This is a genomic window from Chromobacterium sp. S0633, assembly GCF_024158805.1.
Lineage (GTDB): Bacteria > Pseudomonadota > Gammaproteobacteria > Burkholderiales > Chromobacteriaceae > Chromobacterium.
Genome location: NZ_JAMZGH010000035.1, coordinates 1 through 15471, shown reverse-complemented (window position 1 = coordinate 15471; position 15471 = coordinate 1). Strand labels below are relative to the sequence as shown.

The window sequence follows — 15471 nt, the reverse complement described above, 5'->3', positions numbered from 1 at the left end:
GGCATATGGTTTCAAGCCTCAAAGATCAGCAGCAACTGGAAGCCGCTTTCGAGCAATTCAATGCGGTGTCCGGCCAACTCATTGATGCGTATAGACAACTTGAGAGCCAGGTGACAGTTCTCAACGCGCAGCTGGACGAAGCCAATAATCAGCTGCGCAAACAGCGCGATGAGAACGCAATGCTGGCCGAGCGCCTGGGTTTGCTGCTGGAGGCGCTGCCCGCGGGCGTGGTGCAAGTCTCGGCCGAAGGCGCGGTCACGGCGGTGAATCCGGCCGCCAGCCGGATGCTAAATGGCTGTTCTGTCGGCGCTTTATGGCGGGACATGCTGGCGGGGTTGCAGCGTTCGGAACTGGACGACACCTATTGCCATCGGCATGGCGAGCCGGGTCTGGTGTTGACCATGCAATGCCAGGATCTGCCGTCTGTCGGAGGACAGATTGTGCTTATTCACGATGTATCGCGTTTGCATCAATTGACCGGAGAATTGGCGCGTCAGCAGAAGTTGGCGTCCATGGGCGGCATGGCGGCGGCATTGGCGCACCAGCTGCGCACGCCGCTGGCCACGGCGATGCTGTATACGGCCAATCTGAAGCAGGATATCCCGCGGGCGGAGGATCGCGCGCGCTTCGTCGACAAGAGCCTGGCCCGGATGCGGGCGCTGGAGAGCTTGATCCAGAACATGCTGAGTTTTGTCCGCGGCCAGGTGACGACGCTGGAGCCTTTGGATCTGGAGGGTCTGCTGGAGGATTTGCGCGCCGTCATGCAACCACAATGTCATGAAAAAGGCGTGCTTTTTGATTGCAATGTGGTGGTGTCATCTGCCATAAAGGTTTTGGTGGACCGCAAAGCGTTGCAGGGGGCCTTGGTGAATCTCTTGGAGAATGCCTGGCACTTTTCAGGAAGCGGCGATGTGGTGCGGCTATCGGTGGAGGAAGGCGAGACGGCCTTGCTGTTTCGGGTGGAGGACTCGGGTCCCGGATTCAACCCGGAGGAGCTGGAGAAGATGTTCGAGCCCTTTTTCACCACCCGCCCCGGCGGCACCGGCCTGGGCTTGGCCATCGTCAAGAAAGTGGTGGACGAACTGGGCGGGCAAGTGCGTTGTTTCAACAAGGGGGAGGGCGGGGCCTGTTTCGAGCTCAGCCTTCCGATGATGCAATCGTGATGGATGTGCCGTTTATTCAGAAGAAAGCAGAGGACGCCGCATGAGACCCATTGTCAAAGTCGAGGGCAGAGTTGGAAAGATGATCCTGATCGGGCAATTCGACTTCAACTTGCATCGGGAATTCCGGCAGGCCAGCCAGGAGTTGCTGGACAATCCGGAGGTGCAGGAGATCGAGATCGATTTTGATCAGGTGCCCTTCCTGGACAGTTCCGCGCTGGGCATGCTGTTGTTGCTGAAGGAGCGCGCGGCGGGGCAGAAGAAGAGCATGACCTTGATCAATTGCCGCGAGGCGGTGATGCAGGTGTTCGAAATCGCCTGCTTCAACAAGATGTTCACCATTAAGTAAGTTCAAGCATTGGAGCGTCTGTGCGCATCCGGGCCTGGTTGTCCGCTGATGCCGAGGCACGGGTTCGTGGCGATCCTTGGTTGTCGGCGCTGGATTGGTGGTTTTGCGGTGGCGCCGACTTCGCGGTGGGCGGCAAGCAGGATCTTTGGCTGACGAATCTGGCGGACGCTCCGGCCGAGCTGTTCGAGCAGTGGGAGGGCGACAAGCCCTTGTGGGTGTTTTCCTCGGGGCGCGCGGCGCCCTGGCTGGCCACGCCCAGTATTCATTTTCTGCGCGGCGACTTCGACGCGGACTTGCTGCGCAGCCGCCTGCTGGCCTGGCATTGGCAGCAACATGCGCTCTGCCCGCGCTTGTTCGGCGCGGCGGCGTTCGACATCATCAACGGCGCCATGTCCCTGTACCGTCCGTCGGGACAGGCGTCGGGCCGCGTGTTTCCCCTGGAAGTGTCGGTCAAGCCGGTGGACGCTGTGGGCGGCGACGTGGTGCTGCGCGCGGATTTGCCGGAGCGGACCTTGCTGATCCTGGGCGACGCGTCCGGCCACGGCCAGGGTTCGGCGCTGGACGCCGCGCTGTTGGCGCTGGGCGCGTCGCGGGTGCTGCTGGAGCAGCCTCTGTCCTTGTCCGCCCTGCGGGAGCTCAATGCCTTCATGCATAGCCATGTGGCCGATGGACGCTACGTCGGCAGCGCTTTGTTGGAGATCGATTGGGCCGCCCGCATGGTGAGGCTGGTCAACGCCGGCATGCCGGACATTCTGTTGTTTCTGTCCACCAGGCTGGAACAGCGCTTTTCTTCCATGTGCAGTCCGCTGGGCCTGCGAGCCGACATCGAACCGCTGGAGCCGCTGGCGCTGCCCTGGGCGGAAGGCCAGCACTTCCTGGCGCACAGTGACGGCATGGAGGAGTCGGATCTGCCGTATCTGCTGTCGCGTTTGCTGCGCTTGTCCAGCATTTCCTCGACCGACGGTTTCGGCTATGGCCCCTTGCCGTCAATTCCGCTAGGCTTCAGCAGCCCATACAATGACGACATGTCGTCGCTGGCTTTCGCCGTGCCGTCGTCGGCGCCGCCGCGGCCGGCTTGAAGAATGTCCATTGGCCGCGTGCGCCGGTTCCGCGCGGATTCTGGCTTGAATCCGCGGGCTTTTTAGTTGATCAATCATTAATATCTGCGCGAATTTCAGCGCTTGGGCGAATCGGTCGTCTCGCCGCCGCGGCGCGAGACGACGAGCGAGCAAGGTAAAGAATGGGAAACGGACCCGGCGCGGACTGCGTCGGACGAGCGGCGGGCGGTTTCCTGAAACGGGGATGTTATGCACAAAAAAATACTGACGGTTGACGATTCCGCTTCGATTCGACAGATGGTGTCGTTCACCTTGAAAAGCGCCGGCTACGAGGTGGTGGAGGCCGGAGACGGCAACGCCGGCCTGGCCAAGGCGCAGGGTGGGCAGTTCAATCTGGTGCTGACCGACCAGAACATGCCGGGCATGGACGGGCTGACCTTGATCCGCTCCTTGCGCAAGCTGCCGGCGTATACGACGACGCCTATCCTGATGCTGACCACGGAGTCCAGCGATCAGATGAAGGCGCTTGGCCGCGCGGCCGGCGCCACCGGCTGGCTGGTCAAGCCTTTTGATCCGCAGAAGCTGCTGGATGTGGTCAAGCGCGTGATCGGCTGAATCGGCTGATCTTGGGCACGGCGAGGAGCGAGCTTTTGGCAATCGACATGTCGCAGTTTCATCAAGTGTTTTTTGATGAGGCGGATGAACACTTGTCCAGCATGGAGAGCCTGCTGCTGGGCATGGACCAGTCCTGTCCGCAGCAGGAGGATTTGCATGCGGTGTTCCGCGCCGCGCATTCGATCAAGGGCGGCGCCGCCACCTTCGGTTTCGCCGATATGGCGGATCTGACCCATGTGCTCGAAGGTTTGCTGGACGAGGTGAGGCGCGGCGCGCGCGCCTTGAGTTCGGATCTGGTGGATTTGGTGCTGCGGGCCAAGGACGTGCTGTACGGGATGCTGGCGGCGCACAAGGGCAAGGGCGAGGCCGACGCGGCGCTGGCCGGCGAACTCAAGGCGCAGCTGGAGGCGCTGGCCGCCGCGCCGGCGGAGGCCGCGACGCGGCGGGCGACGCCGGAGGAGACGCGGCACTGGACGTTGTACCTGGAAATCGACGTGGTGGACGGCGTCGATATCGACGCCTTGCTGGAGTCGCTGGCCGAGCACGGGGACTTGAGCGTGGTGCAGCACGGCGAGGACGCCGACAAGCTGCCCTGGGTGGCGGTGTTCACCTCGCCGCTGGACGCTGCCGAGGTGGCGGAGTCGCTGGCCTTCGCCTTGCCGCAGGACAGCTTCCGCATCAACGTCGATCATGGGGTGGAGGAGGAGGGCAGCTTCGGGCTGTTTCTCGAGGCGGCGCCGGAGCCGGACGCTTCGGTCTGGCTGGAGGGCGACGGCTTTGGCCTGTTCGAGCCGCCGCCAGCCGAGACGGCGCCGCAGGACGAGGCGCCGGCCTTAGACCCCGACGCGGCCAAGCCGGCGGCGCGCGGCGGCGCGGTGGGCGAGAATTCGATCCGGGTCAATATCGACAAGGTGGATTTGCTGCTCAACCTGGTGGGAGAGCTGGTGATCACCCAGTCCATGCTGACGCAGTCCGGCGCGGGTCTGGACCCGGTGGCGCACGAGCGCCTGCTAGGCGGCATCGGCGCCTTGCAGCGCAACGCGCGGGAACTGCAGGAGGCGGTGATGTCCATCCGGATGACGCCGATCGCCTTCGTGTTCAACCGCTTCCCGCGCGTGGTGCGCGATCTGGCCGGCCGTCTGGGCAAGAAGGTGGAGCTCACGATGATGGGCGAGGGCACCGAGCTGGACAAGGGCTTCATCGAGAAGCTGTCCGATCCGCTGACTCATCTGGTGCGTAACAGCCTGGACCACGGCATCGAGGCCCCGGAAGCGCGGCTGGCGGCCGGCAAGGACCCGATGGGACGGCTGACGCTGCGCGCCTTCCATCAGGGCAGCAATATCGTCATCGAAGTCAGCGATGATGGCGCCGGGCTGAACCGGGAGCGGATTCTGGCCAAGGCGCGGCAAGGCGGTTTGGCGGCGCCGGCCTCGCTTTGCGACGCCGAGGTGTGGAATCTGATTTTCGAAGCCGGCTTCTCCACCGCCGCCGAGGTGACCGAAGTGTCCGGCCGCGGCGTGGGCATGGACGTGGTCAAGCGCAACATTCAGAGCATGGGCGGCCGGGTGGAGATCGACTCCATGGCCGGCATCGGCACCACCATCAGCATTCATCTGCCGCTGACGCTGGCGATCATGGACGGCATGTCAGTGCGCATCGGCGCGGAAACCTATGTGATGCCCTTGGGCGCGGTATTGGAGTCCTTGCAGCCGGCGCCGAGCGAAATCAAGACAGTGGCCGCTCGCGGCCAGGTGGTGGCCATCCGCGGCGAGTACCTGCCGATTGTGCCGCTGGGCCGGTTTTTCTCCATTCCGGACGCGAGGCGGACGCCGAGCGAGGCCATCCTGGTGATCGTGGAGGCCGGCAATAGCCGGCTGGCGCTGCTGGTGGACGACTTGATCGGCCAGCAGCAGTTCGTGGTGAAGAATCTGGAAACGAATTACCGCAAGGTGGACGGGATTTCCGGCGCCACGATCCTGGGCGACGGTCAGGTGGCCATGATCTTGGACATCGCCGCGATTGCGCGGCACAACCAGCGTATGGCGCTGGACGCATGAAACAACAAGGATAAAGAAATGGTGGCGGAACGGGATGGTCCGGGCCTGGCGCAGAGACGCTCGGGCAATGAGCTGCTGGTGTTCACGCTGGGGACGGAAGAATACGGCATCGATATTTTGAAGGTGCAGGAGATCCGCGGTTACGACGCGGTGACCCGCATCGCCAACGCGCCGGACTTCATCAAGGGCGTGGTCAATCTGCGCGGCCATATCGTGCCCATCGTGGATTTGCGCCTGAAGTTCGGCATAGGCGAACCGGTGTACAACGCGTTCACCGTGGTGATCGTGCTGAATGTGTGCGGACGGGTCATCGGCGCGGTGGTGGACGGCGTGTCGGACGTGATTCAGCTGGAGAGCGATGCGCTGCGCGCCGCGCCGGAGTTTGGCGCGGCGGTGGACACCGCCTATATCGAAGGACTGGGCACGCTGGACGAGCGCATGATCATCGTGGTCGATATCGAGAAGCTGATGGGCAGCGAGGAAATGGCGTTGACTGACGCCGCGGCTCGAGCGCAAGCGAATTAGGGGGGCGAAGCATGAACAATATGAAAGTGATCCATAGACTGATCCTGGGCTTCGGTCTGCTGATCCTGTTGCTGGCGGTGGCGATGACGCTGGCGGTCAGACAGCTGCAGGGCCTGGCCGATGATCTGGTCGGCATCTCCAGCGTGCACATCCCGCAGGTCAGCGCCGCGCACAAGCTGGCGTCCAACGTCAACCTCACGTCGCGCGATGTGCGCAACCTGCTGCTGAGCAAGGATGCGCACCTGATCAAAGAGTTCAATCAGGAGATAGACGGCAATTTGGCCAAGCTGGCGCAAAGGATGAGCACGCTGGAGCCGAACGTCAGCAGCGCCGGGCGGCCGCTTTTCGAGGCGATGCGCGCGAACGAGGCCAATTTCCGTTCCGAGCTGGCGGTGTTCAGACGCATGCAAGCGCAGGGGCGCGATGTGCAGGCCCGCGATTATCTGTTCGTCACCCTGCGCGACACCCAGCTCAAATACATGGATTCGATCGATCGCTACATCGCGTTTGAAGAGAATCTGATGCGCAAGGCGGGACAGGACGCCAGCGACAACTCCCGGCAGGCCTACAAACTGCTGTTCGCCTTTACCCTGCTGGCCCTGTTCATCGGCGTCGGCTTCGGCGTCTTCATCATCCGCTCGCTGATGCGCCAATTGGGCGGGGAGCCGGCGGAACTAGTCAAAGTGATGCGGGAGTTGACCGAAGGCCAGGTGCGCTCCGAAATCAAGGTCAAACCGGGCGACCAGCACAGCCTGTTCGCGTCGATGAGCTTGCTGGCCGAGAAGGCGATCGAGAACATCCGGGTGCGCAACGCGCTGGACAACGCCTCCACCAATGTGATGATCGCCGACAACGAGCGCAACATCATCTACACCAATCACAGCGTGCTGGAGATGATGCGTCGCGCCGAGGCCGATCTGCGCAAGGCCTTGCCCAATTTCGACGCGCGCGCGCTGTTGGGCGCCAATATGGATGTTTTCCACAGCAATCCGGCGCATCAGCGCGATCTGCTAGCCAATTTGCGTTCCACTTATCGCGCGCAGATCAATATAGGCACGCGCATTTTCGGCCTGGTGGCCAATCCGGTGTTCGGCACCGACGGTTCCCGTTTGGGCACGGTGGTGGAATGGAAGGATCGTACCGGGGAGGTGGAAATAGAGAAAGAGGTGGCCAGCATCATCTCCGCCGCCGCGGCCGGCGATTTCGACCGGCGCATCAATCTGGAAGGCAAGGACGGCTTTTTCCGCCAGCTGGGCGAAAGCGTCAATCAGTTGCTGGCGGTGACCAGCCAGGGCCTGGGCGATATCGCCACCGTGCTGGCGGCTCTGGCCAAGGGCGATCTCACCCATGCGATCAAGGGCGATTACCAGGGCTTGTTCAGCCAGTTGCAGAACGACACCAACACCACGGTGGAGCGGCTGAAGGAAATCGTGTCCAACATCAAGGAGTCCACCGACGCGATCAACACCGCCGCGCGCGAGATCGCCTCCGGCAACGCCAATCTGTCCAGCCGCACCGAGCAGCAAGCCGCCAGCCTGGAGGAAACCGCTTCCAGCATGGAGGAAATTACCAGCACGGTGCGGCAGAACGCGGAGAACGCCAAGAAGGCCAATACGCTGGCCACCGGCGCCTCCGACATCGCCGCGCGCGGCGGCAAGGTGGTGGGCGACGTGGTGGCCACCATGAACGAGATCAACGACAGCGCGCGCAAGATCGTCGACATCATCAGCGTGATAGACGGCATCGCCTTCCAGACCAATATCCTGGCGCTCAACGCCGCGGTGGAAGCGGCGCGGGCCGGCGAGCAAGGGCGCGGCTTCGCCGTGGTGGCCAGCGAGGTGCGCAATCTGGCGCAGCGCTCCGCCGCCGCCGCCAAGGAGATCAAGGGATTGATCGGCAACTCGGTGGCCAAGGTCGAGTCCGGCTCCAAGCTGGTGGACGAGGCAGGCAGCACCATGGACGAGATCGTGATCTCCATCCGCCGCGTCGCCGACATCATGAGCGATATCTCCGCCGCGTCGATCGAGCAGAGCTCGGGCATTGAACAGGTCAATCTGGCGGTGACGCAGATGGACGAGAACACGCAGAAGAACGCCGCGCTGGTGGAACAGGCCGCGGCGGCGGCGGAGTCGCTGGAAGAGCAGGCGCGCTATCTGGACGACGCGGTGCAGGTGTTCAAGTTGGGAGAGCATGGCCCGCGTCTGCGGCAAGCGCCGGCGCGCGTCGCGTCGGCGGCGGAGCCGGCCGCCCATGCCGGCGGCGTCAATCCGGCGCCGGCTAAGCCGGCGGGCAAGATCGTGGTGCCGGCGCGGCTGCATCCGCAGGTGGACCTGAGCGACGGCGAGTGGGAGGAGTTTTGAGGCACAGGTCCGGAGGGGCCGTGTTGGCGGGCTTGGAATTGGACATCACGTTCACGCCCGAGGATTTTCGCCGCATCCGCGACATGGTGTACCAGCGGGTCGGCATCGCCCTCAACGACAGCAAGACGCATATGGCCTACGCGCGCTTGGCCAAGCGGGTGCGGGCTTTGAGCCTGAAAAGCTTCGCCGAGTATCTGGACCGCTTGGATCAGGACGCCTTGTCGGAGGAATGGCAGAATTTCATCAACGCGCTGACCACCAATCTGACCTCGTTTTTTCGGGAGCCGCATCATTTCGACATGCTGCGCGCCCACGCCGAGCGCTGGCGCAAACGAGGCCGGCCCTACCGGGTCTGGAGCGCGGCGTCCTCGACCGGCGAGGAGCCTTACTCCATCGCCATCACCATGGCGGAGTTGACGGAGAGCTTGCGGCCCTTCCCCTGCGAGTTGCTGGCGTCCGACATCGACACCCATGTGCTGCAACAGGCGATGCGCGGCGTGTATCTGCGCGAGCGAGTCAGCCAGTTGTCGGAGCCGCAGCTGCGCCGTTTTTTCGACAAGGGCGTAGGCGCCAATGAGGGCAAGGTGCGCCTGAAGAAACGCGTGCGCGAGGCGATGACGTTTTTCCAGATGAATCTGGTGGCGGAGGAATGGCCGCCGCTGGGGGAGTTCGACGTCATTTTCTGTCGCAATGTGCTGATCTATTTTGATAAGCCGACGCAGGCGGCCATACTCAATCATATGGCGCGGCATCTGGCTCCGGACGGGCTGCTGCTGCTGGGGCATTCGGAAAACATCCTGCACCTGAGCGACGCCTTCGTCCCCTGCGGCAAGACCAGCTACCGGCTGGCCTGATCAGGCGTTCCGTGCGTCCGGCCGTCGCGCTGCGGCGCGAGTTTATGAGCCTTGTTTATCGATCCGGGAGCGTGGATGGCGCTGGAAAAGAAAATTCGGGTAATCGTGGTGGACGACTCGGCCCTGATCCGCAATCTGCTGACCTCCATCATCGACGAAGCGCCGGACATGGAAGTGGTGGCCACCGCCTCCGATCCGCTGATCGCGCGCGAGCGCATCCGCGCGCTGGATCCGGACGTGATCACGCTGGACGTTGAAATGCCGCGGATGGACGGCCTGGAGTTCCTGCGCCGGCTGATGCGGCTGCGGCCGACGCCGGTGCTGATGATCTCCTCGCTGACGCAGCAGGGTTCGGAGGCGACGCTGACGGCGCTGGAGCTGGGCGCCATCGACTTTCTGTCCAAGCCGGCGCACGATATCGCCAGGCGCATGGGCGATTACGCCGATGAGATCCGGGACAAGATACGGGCCGCGGCCGCGGCCAGGGTGCGGGCGCCGCATCGTTTTCATCGCCCGGCCGATGTTCCGCCGCCGGCGCCGCCCTTGGGCGCCGGCGCGCAGCAGGCGATGTTGTTCATCGGCGCCTCCACCGGCGGCACCGAGGCGATCCGCGCGCTGCTGAGCGGCCTGCCCGCGACATGCCCGCCCATCTTGGTGGTGCAGCATATGCCCGAGCATTTCACCGCCAGCTTCGCCGCGCGCTTGAACGCCAGCTGTCCGATGCGGGTGAAGGAGGCGGAGGCGGGCGAGCCGGTGCGGCAGGGCGTGGCCTATATCGCGCCGGGCGATTGGCATATGCGGGTGCAGGCCGCCGCGGACGGTTTTCGCATCGAATTGGATCAGAGCGACAAGGTGAACCGGCACCGGCCGTCGGTGGACGTGCTGTTCGACTCCGCCGCGCGCTGCCTGGGCAAGCGCGCCATCGGCGTGATCCTGACCGGCATGGGGCGGGACGGCGCGGACGGCCTGCGCAGGATGCGCGACGCCGGCGCGGTCACCTTCGGTCAGAACGAGGCCAGTTGCGTGGTGTACGGCATGCCGCGGGAAGCGATGAAGGCCGGCGGCGTGCAACAGGAGTGGCCGCTGGACGCGCTGCCCTCCAAAATCATGGCCTGCCTGTACGGCAAGGCGGAAAAGGCGATGTTATGAAGAACGGCGCGGTGCATTTCAGCAGCCATTCGTATTTCGACAAGCATTTTCAAAGCCAGGCGGTGAAGGTGTTTCCCGGCGGCTTCTACGTCACCGGCCAGCCGCAGCTGCTGGTGACCTTGCTGGGCTCCTGCGTGGCCGTATGCATGCTGGACCGGACAGCCAATGTGGCCGGCATGAACCATTTCCTGTTGCCCGAGGGCAGCATCGAGGTGGGCGAGGGCGCGTCCGCCGCCCGTTTCGGCGTGCACGCGATGGAGTTGATGATTACCGAAATGCAGAAACTGGGCGCGATGCGCCATCGGATGGAAGCCAAGGTCTTCGGCGGCGGCAATGTGCTGGAGGGCATGTCGGTGATGAATGTGGGCGAGCGCAATCGCCGCTTCATCCACGGCTACCTGGATGCGGAAAGAATTCCCATTCTGGCCGAGGACCTGCTGGGCGACTGCGCGCGCAAAGTGTATTTCTTCACCGACAGCGGCAAGGTGCTGGTCAAGAAGCTCAAGCGCAGCCGCAGCCTGATCAGCGAGGAGACCCGCTATCGTCAGCAGGTGATGCAGCCGGAGGTGGCCGGCAAGTCCGGCGATATCGAGCTGTTTATCTGATGCGGTTCAACGTCCGCCGCGCGTCGTGAGACGCAATGCGCTTGCCTTCCTCGTTTCCAAGCGTTTCGCCCGGTTTCGCGCTTCGCGAGACCGGGCGAGCTTCTCAGCGCTCCAGGTGTTGCAGCTTGCCTTCGACCTCCGCCCAGTCCTCATGGTCCGGCAGCGGGTCCTTCTTCTCCGTGATGGTGGGCCAGAGCCTGGACAATTCGGCGTTGAGCGCGACGAAACCCTCTTGTCCCGGCGGAACGTCGTCTTCCGCGTAGATCGCGTTCACCGGGCATTCCGCCACGCACAGCGTGCAATCGATGCATTCCTCGGGGTCGATCGCCAGAAAATTGGGGCCTTCGTGAAAGCAGTCCACCGGGCAGACATCGACGCAATCGGTGTATTTGCATTTGATGCAGGCATCGGTTACAACGTAGGCCATGTTCAGCTCCTTGGTCGTCGAAAGCCGGCCGGCGCCGTTTGGCGCGGCGGCGGGGCGATGATTCGAGCGTATCAGTCAACATTATTAGCCAGAAATTCCCTTCACAACGCATTGCCGCCGTAAATTTCCTATCCGTCATGAACTCTTCTCGCTATCGCGGGCGTTTTGCCCCCAGTCCCACCGGCTTGCTGCACGCCGGCTCCTTGTGCACCGCCGTCGGCAGTTATCTGGAGGCGCGCGCGCGCGGCGGCGAGTGGCTGCTGCGGATGGAGGATCTGGACCCGCCGCGCGAGGTGGCCGGGGCCGCCGACGCCATCCTGCGCACGCTGGACGCCTATGGCTTCGAATGGGACGGCGAAGTGGTGTATCAAAGCCGTCGCCACGAGCTGTACCGTCAGGCGCTGGAGCAGTTGATCGCCTCCGGCCACGCCTATCCGTGCAATTGCACGCGCAAGGAGATCGCCAAGACCGCGCGGCGCGGCCTGGACGGTTACGTCTATCCCGGCCATTGCCGGCGGCGGCGTCCGGAAGAAGGCGGCCGCGCCTGGCGCTTGCGGGCGGCGCCCGGCGACACCGTGGTGGCGGACCGCCTGCAAGGGCCCTACCGTCAGAATCTGACGGCCGACATCGGCGATTTCGTCTTGCTGCGCGCGGACGGCTTTTGGGCCTATCAATTGGCCGTGGTGGTGGACGACGCGGAGCAAGGGGTGAACGATGTGGTGCGCGGCGCCGACCTGCTGGTGTCCACGCCGCGTCAAGTGGCGGTGCAGCAGGCGCTGGGCGTGGCGACGCCGGGTTATTGTCATCTGCCGGTGCTGGTCAACGCCGCGGGGGAGAAGCTGTCCAAGCAGACGCTGGCGCCGGCGGTGGCGGCCGAGGACGCCGCAGCGGCCTTGCGCCTGGCCTTAAGCCGCCTGGGGCATGTTCCGCCGGAGGAGTGCGGCGGCCTGGCCGAGTTGTGGCAGTGGGCGCGAGCGCATTGGTCGCTGGCGCGCGTGCCGGTCGGACCGGTGCTTGCCGGCTGAATTGCGCCGTTTTATGCCAAAATTATGCGTTTGACGTCTTTTTTTCCATCCCGGCTGGCCTATATTGGCATCTGCGCACGCGCTTGTTGCGCATCATCGACCGCGGCAAGCGGGTCGCCATCGTCTTCTCCTTGATATGCGGAAAATGCGACATGTTTTTATGTCGAATTTGTGTTCTAATGCCGCCTTTTTTTCATGCGCGCGCACTGGCGCAAAGTCCCGCTTCAGTTGACTCCGGTCAAGCGGTTTGAAGAAAGCATGCCCAGCTTGCGGGCGAGGCCCTCTATCATGGGCGCTTTTTCAGCCGTATCAGTCTGAATGCGAACGGAACTGGCCAGGCCAATTCCGCCGGCGCCATCGCATGAACGTAAACATGCGCGCGCGGCGCGCCCGTCAATCGGCAGGCCCGATGGAGACCAAGCCTTGAGCAATACCAATTTAGACAGCAAGACCAAGACCCGGGCGCTGGGCGTATGGATGTGCACCGCCTTGGTGGTGGGCAATATGATCGGCTCCGGCGTGTTCCTGCTGCCCGCGTCGCTGGCGCCGTTCGGCGGCGTGTCGATGATAGGCTGGCTGCTCACCGCCGCCGGCGCGATCTGCCTGGCCTTGGTGTTCGCCCGGCTGGCGGCCATCCTGCCCAAGGAAGGCGGGCCGTACGCCTATATTCATGAAGCCTTCGGCGGTTTCGCCGGCTTCTGGATCGCCTGGGGCTACTGGATTGCGCTGTGGGCCGGCAATGCGGCCCTGGCGGTGGCCGCCACCAGCTATATGCAGGTATTCGTTCCGGCGCTGGGCCACAATAATGTGTTGGCCGGCGTGTTCGCCATCAGCCTGATCTGGATCGTCACCTGGATCAACAGCCGCGGCGCGCGCAGTTCCGGCCTGGTGGCGGTGACGACCACCTTGCTCAAGCTGTTGCCGCTGGCCGCCGTCACCTTCATCGGCTTTTTCCACATGCAGCCGGACAATATCGTGTTCAACCCTCACGACAAGCCGCTGCTCAGTTCGGTGTCCGCCACCATGGCGCTGACCTTGTGGGCCTTCCTGGGGCTGGAATCGGCGTCGGTGCCGGCAGGCGACGTGATCGAGCCGGAAAAAAACATTCCGCGCGCCACGGTGCTGGGCACTCTGATCGCCACCGTGCTCTACATCCTGTCCACGGTGGCCTTGATGGGCTTGATGCCGCCGGCGATGCTGGCCGCCTCCCAGGCGCCCTTTGCCGACGCCGCTCGGCTGATGTGGGGCGATTGGGGCTATTACCTGGTGGGTTTCGGCGCCATCGTGTCCTGCTTCGGCGCGCTCAACGGCTGGAGCCTGATGCAGGCGCACGTGCCGGCCGCGGCCGCGCACGACGGTCTGTTTCCCCGCCGTTTCGCCCAGATGAACCGCGAGGGCGTGCCCATTTTCGGCCTGCTGCTGTCCAGCGGGCTGGTGACGGTGCTGATGGCGATGAAGTACGCCGGCGGCGACGGCGGCGTCAAGATTTTCGAGTTCATCATCCTGCTGGCCACCGCCACCACTTTGCTGCCCTACGCCTTTTGCTCGATGGCCTTGCTCGCCATCATGCTGATGCGCCCCCAGCAGTTCCAGCGCAAGGACTTCCTGGCGCCGCTGTGCTTCGCCGGCGTGGGTTTCGCCTATTCGGTCTGGGCCTTGTACGGCTCCGGCGCCGACATCGTGATGTGGGGCATGATTCTGCTGCTGCTGGGCTTGCCGGTCTATGTCTGGCAGGTGAAGGAGCGTTACGCCGATCCTTCATGAAGGAGAGGCGATGTCGGATCCCAAACGCGGCTTAGGCCGCGTTTTCTTTTTGCGCAAGCCTATCGTCATGAGTCAACGGGCTTGCCTATGCCGCCGGCAGGTGGCCTACTAGGGCGCTTTGCTTTCAGACCGGGAGTTGCCATGAGGATAAGCGCCGCCGATCACGCGCTCGTCGCCATCGATTTCACCTATCCGCTGCCGGACGCGCAGACGCTGGCGCGGATGCGGGCGGAGAACGCGCCCTGCGCGCTTGAGCGCGCGGACGGCCTGTTTCCGGAAAACAGCTATTACCGCGCCGGCCGCAAAGGCTGCGCCGAAGGCATGTCGGCGCGGTCCTTTGTCGCGAGCCGCTTGCGCGAGACGGCGGCGCGGCTGGCGCCGGAGTACGGTTTGCTGCTGTTCGACGCCTACCGCAGCCGCGAAACCCAGGCGGATCTGTTTCAGATGGTGCTGGACGATGTGCGCGCCGCGCACCCGGACTGGGACGCGGCGGCGGTGGAGCGGCAGGCGCGACTGTTCGCCGCCCACCCGGACGACACCGCCCGTTTCGCAGTGTTGCCGCACAATTCCGGCGGCGCCGTGGACCTGGCGATCTGCCGGATGGACACGGGCGAGATTTGCGATTTCGGCACGGTCTTCGATGCGGCGGAGCCGGCGTCGCGCACCGATTTCTTCGAAGCGCCGCATGATCCGGCCCTGGGTTTTTCCTCCGAGCGCTGGTTGACGGTGCGTCACAATCGCCGCGTCTTGTTCAATCTGATGAAGCAGGCCGGTTTCAGCAATTATGCCGAGGAATGGTGGCATTACGATCTGGGCGACTGCCTGTGGGGGCAGGCGCTGGGCGTGGATTGGATCTATCCGTCGATGGAGACCGAGCCGGAGAGACCGGCCTGATCGCCAGGGCCGCCGCGCGGGCGCGGCGGCCCATGGCCTGGCGCTAGCCGGTCAGCGCCTTCAACCAGACCAGCGCGGCGCTGGCGCCCGCGTCCGGCACGCCCAGCGCCCGTTCGCCCAGATAGCTGGCCCGGCCCAGGCGCGGCCGCATGGCGGCGGTTGCCGCGCAGCCGCGCTCCGCCGCTGTCAGCGCCGAACGCCAGGCCGTCTCCGGAGCCTGTCCGGCGTCCAGAGCGGAGGCGAAAGCGTCGGCGGCGGGGGACAAGGCGTCCAGCATGGTGCGGTCGCCCACTTGCGCGCCGCCCAGTTCCGCGAGGGCGGCGACGCCGTCCAGAAAGGCGGCCGCCCAGTCCTTCGGGGTGGGCGGGGTCGTCGTGTCCAGCCGCCGCGCCGCGCGCAGCAGGGCGGTGGAGTAGAAGGGCCCGGAGCTGCCGGCGATGGCCTGGCGCAAGGCCTGGCCGACCGCGCGCAGCGCCGTGGCGGGGTCGCTCCATGCGCTGTCGGGCAAGGCCCGGATCGCGGCCGCGCCGCGCTGCATGCTGACGCCCAGATCGCCGTCCCCGGCTGCGCCGTCCAGTTCGGTCAACAGCGGCTCGGCGGCGTCCAGCGCGTCGGCCGCGGCCCAGGCC

General features: G+C 64.5%; 15 protein-coding genes. 13 read left to right on the top strand and 2 right to left on the bottom strand.

Translation table 11 applies throughout. From position 1 onward, the window contains the following. The first annotated feature begins 5 nt into the window (after window positions 1–5). The 10 genes from NK214_RS18635 (at window position 6) to cheD (ending at window position 10732) form a co-directional block, all read left to right on the top strand. Complete coding sequence (locus NK214_RS18635) at window positions 6–1163, top strand: PAS domain-containing sensor histidine kinase (RefSeq protein ID WP_107798335.1); 1158 nt, start codon at window positions 6–8, stop codon at window positions 1161–1163. A gap of 40 nt (window positions 1164–1203) precedes the next feature. Further along, the gene (locus NK214_RS18630; RefSeq protein WP_039754785.1) at window positions 1204–1509 is read left to right on the top strand and encodes an STAS domain-containing protein; all 306 of its coding nucleotides are present in this window, start codon (window positions 1204–1206) and stop codon (window positions 1507–1509) included. Between the two features lie 80 nt (window positions 1510–1589). Next, on the top strand, window positions 1590–2588 hold the full coding sequence (locus NK214_RS18625; protein WP_253315198.1) for a SpoIIE family protein phosphatase: 999 nt from the start codon (window positions 1590–1592) through the stop codon (window positions 2586–2588). A 228-nt stretch (window positions 2589–2816) separates the two neighbouring features. Beyond that, window positions 2817–3182 carry a response regulator gene (locus NK214_RS18620; RefSeq protein ID WP_043635932.1) on the top strand — a complete coding sequence of 122 codons (366 nt, stop codon included), beginning with the start codon at window positions 2817–2819 and terminating at the stop codon, window positions 3180–3182. A gap of 47 nt (window positions 3183–3229) precedes the next feature. Then, window positions 3230–5239, top strand: coding sequence for a chemotaxis protein CheW (locus tag NK214_RS18615; RefSeq protein WP_227107167.1), 2010 nt, complete (start codon window positions 3230–3232; stop codon window positions 5237–5239). A gap of 18 nt (window positions 5240–5257) precedes the next feature. Further along, on the top strand, window positions 5258–5764 hold the full coding sequence (locus NK214_RS18610; RefSeq protein WP_253315197.1) for a chemotaxis protein CheW: 507 nt from the start codon (window positions 5258–5260) through the stop codon (window positions 5762–5764). 11 nt (window positions 5765–5775) lie between these two features. After that, window positions 5776–8124: a methyl-accepting chemotaxis protein gene (locus tag NK214_RS25185; protein ID WP_371926299.1), complete on the top strand. Its 2349-nt coding sequence runs from the start codon at window positions 5776–5778 to the stop codon at window positions 8122–8124. 20 nt (window positions 8125–8144) lie between these two features. Then, window positions 8145–8978 carry a CheR family methyltransferase gene (locus tag NK214_RS18595; protein WP_253315196.1) on the top strand — a complete coding sequence of 278 codons (834 nt, stop codon included), beginning with the start codon at window positions 8145–8147 and terminating at the stop codon, window positions 8976–8978. A 75-nt stretch (window positions 8979–9053) separates the two neighbouring features. Further along, the gene (locus NK214_RS18590; protein ID WP_253315195.1) at window positions 9054–10127 is read left to right on the top strand and encodes a chemotaxis response regulator protein-glutamate methylesterase; all 1074 of its coding nucleotides are present in this window, start codon (window positions 9054–9056) and stop codon (window positions 10125–10127) included. Further along, window positions 10124–10732 carry a chemoreceptor glutamine deamidase CheD gene (cheD, locus tag NK214_RS18585; protein ID WP_107798341.1) on the top strand — a complete coding sequence of 203 codons (609 nt, stop codon included), beginning with the start codon at window positions 10124–10126 and terminating at the stop codon, window positions 10730–10732. Before NK214_RS18590 ends, cheD begins: the two co-directional genes overlap by 4 nt. A gap of 103 nt (window positions 10733–10835) precedes the next feature. On the opposite strand, the gene fdxA is transcribed toward cheD, so the two are convergent. Continuing rightward, window positions 10836–11159 (bottom strand): ferredoxin FdxA, encoded by a 324-nt coding sequence (gene fdxA / locus NK214_RS18580; RefSeq protein WP_107798342.1) that lies wholly within the window; start codon window positions 11157–11159, stop codon window positions 10836–10838. A 137-nt stretch (window positions 11160–11296) separates the two neighbouring features. Here fdxA and gluQRS point away from each other — a divergent pair, with 137 nt between their 5' ends. From gluQRS to NK214_RS18565, 3 genes are all read left to right on the top strand, one after another. Further along, window positions 11297–12184, top strand: a complete 888-nt coding sequence (gluQRS, locus tag NK214_RS18575) for a tRNA glutamyl-Q(34) synthetase GluQRS (RefSeq protein WP_227107175.1) — start codon at window positions 11297–11299, stop codon at window positions 12182–12184. Window positions 12185–12607: 423 nt separating this feature from the next. Further along, window positions 12608–13948 carry an amino acid permease gene (locus NK214_RS18570; protein WP_227107177.1) on the top strand — a complete coding sequence of 447 codons (1341 nt, stop codon included), beginning with the start codon at window positions 12608–12610 and terminating at the stop codon, window positions 13946–13948. A 141-nt stretch (window positions 13949–14089) separates the two neighbouring features. Then, complete coding sequence (locus NK214_RS18565; protein WP_253315194.1) at window positions 14090–14842, top strand: M15 family metallopeptidase; 753 nt, start codon at window positions 14090–14092, stop codon at window positions 14840–14842. Window positions 14843–14885: 43 nt separating this feature from the next. On the opposite strand, the gene NK214_RS18560 is transcribed toward NK214_RS18565, so the two are convergent. Next, a partial coding sequence (locus NK214_RS18560; protein ID WP_253315193.1) for a DAK2 domain-containing protein occupies window positions 14886–15471 on the bottom strand: 586 nt, incomplete at its 5' end.

Bases quoted from the DNA above. Each gene is read 5' to 3' on its own strand.
- gluQRS (WP_227107175.1), top strand. From the start codon at position 11,297: ATGAACTCTTCTCGCTATCGCGGGCGTTTTGCCCCCAGTCCCACCGGC.
- NK214_RS25185 (WP_371926299.1), top strand. From the start codon at position 5,776: ATGAACAATATGAAAGTGATCCATAGACTGATCCTGGGCTTCGGTCTG.
- NK214_RS18635 (WP_107798335.1), top strand. From the start codon at position 6: ATGGTTTCAAGCCTCAAAGATCAGCAGCAACTGGAAGCCGCTTTCGAG.
- fdxA (WP_107798342.1), bottom strand. From the start codon at position 11,159: ATGGCCTACGTTGTAACCGATGCCTGCATCAAATGCAAATACACCGAT.
- NK214_RS18565 (WP_253315194.1), top strand. From the start codon at position 14,090: ATGAGGATAAGCGCCGCCGATCACGCGCTCGTCGCCATCGATTTCACC.
- NK214_RS18615 (WP_227107167.1), top strand. From the start codon at position 3,230: ATGTCGCAGTTTCATCAAGTGTTTTTTGATGAGGCGGATGAACACTTG.
- NK214_RS18610 (WP_253315197.1), top strand. From the start codon at position 5,258: ATGGTGGCGGAACGGGATGGTCCGGGCCTGGCGCAGAGACGCTCGGGC.
- NK214_RS18590 (WP_253315195.1), top strand. From the start codon at position 9,054: ATGGCGCTGGAAAAGAAAATTCGGGTAATCGTGGTGGACGACTCGGCC.
- cheD (WP_107798341.1), top strand. From the start codon at position 10,124: ATGAAGAACGGCGCGGTGCATTTCAGCAGCCATTCGTATTTCGACAAG.
- NK214_RS18620 (WP_043635932.1), top strand. From the start codon at position 2,817: ATGCACAAAAAAATACTGACGGTTGACGATTCCGCTTCGATTCGACAG.
- NK214_RS18630 (WP_039754785.1), top strand. From the start codon at position 1,204: ATGAGACCCATTGTCAAAGTCGAGGGCAGAGTTGGAAAGATGATCCTG.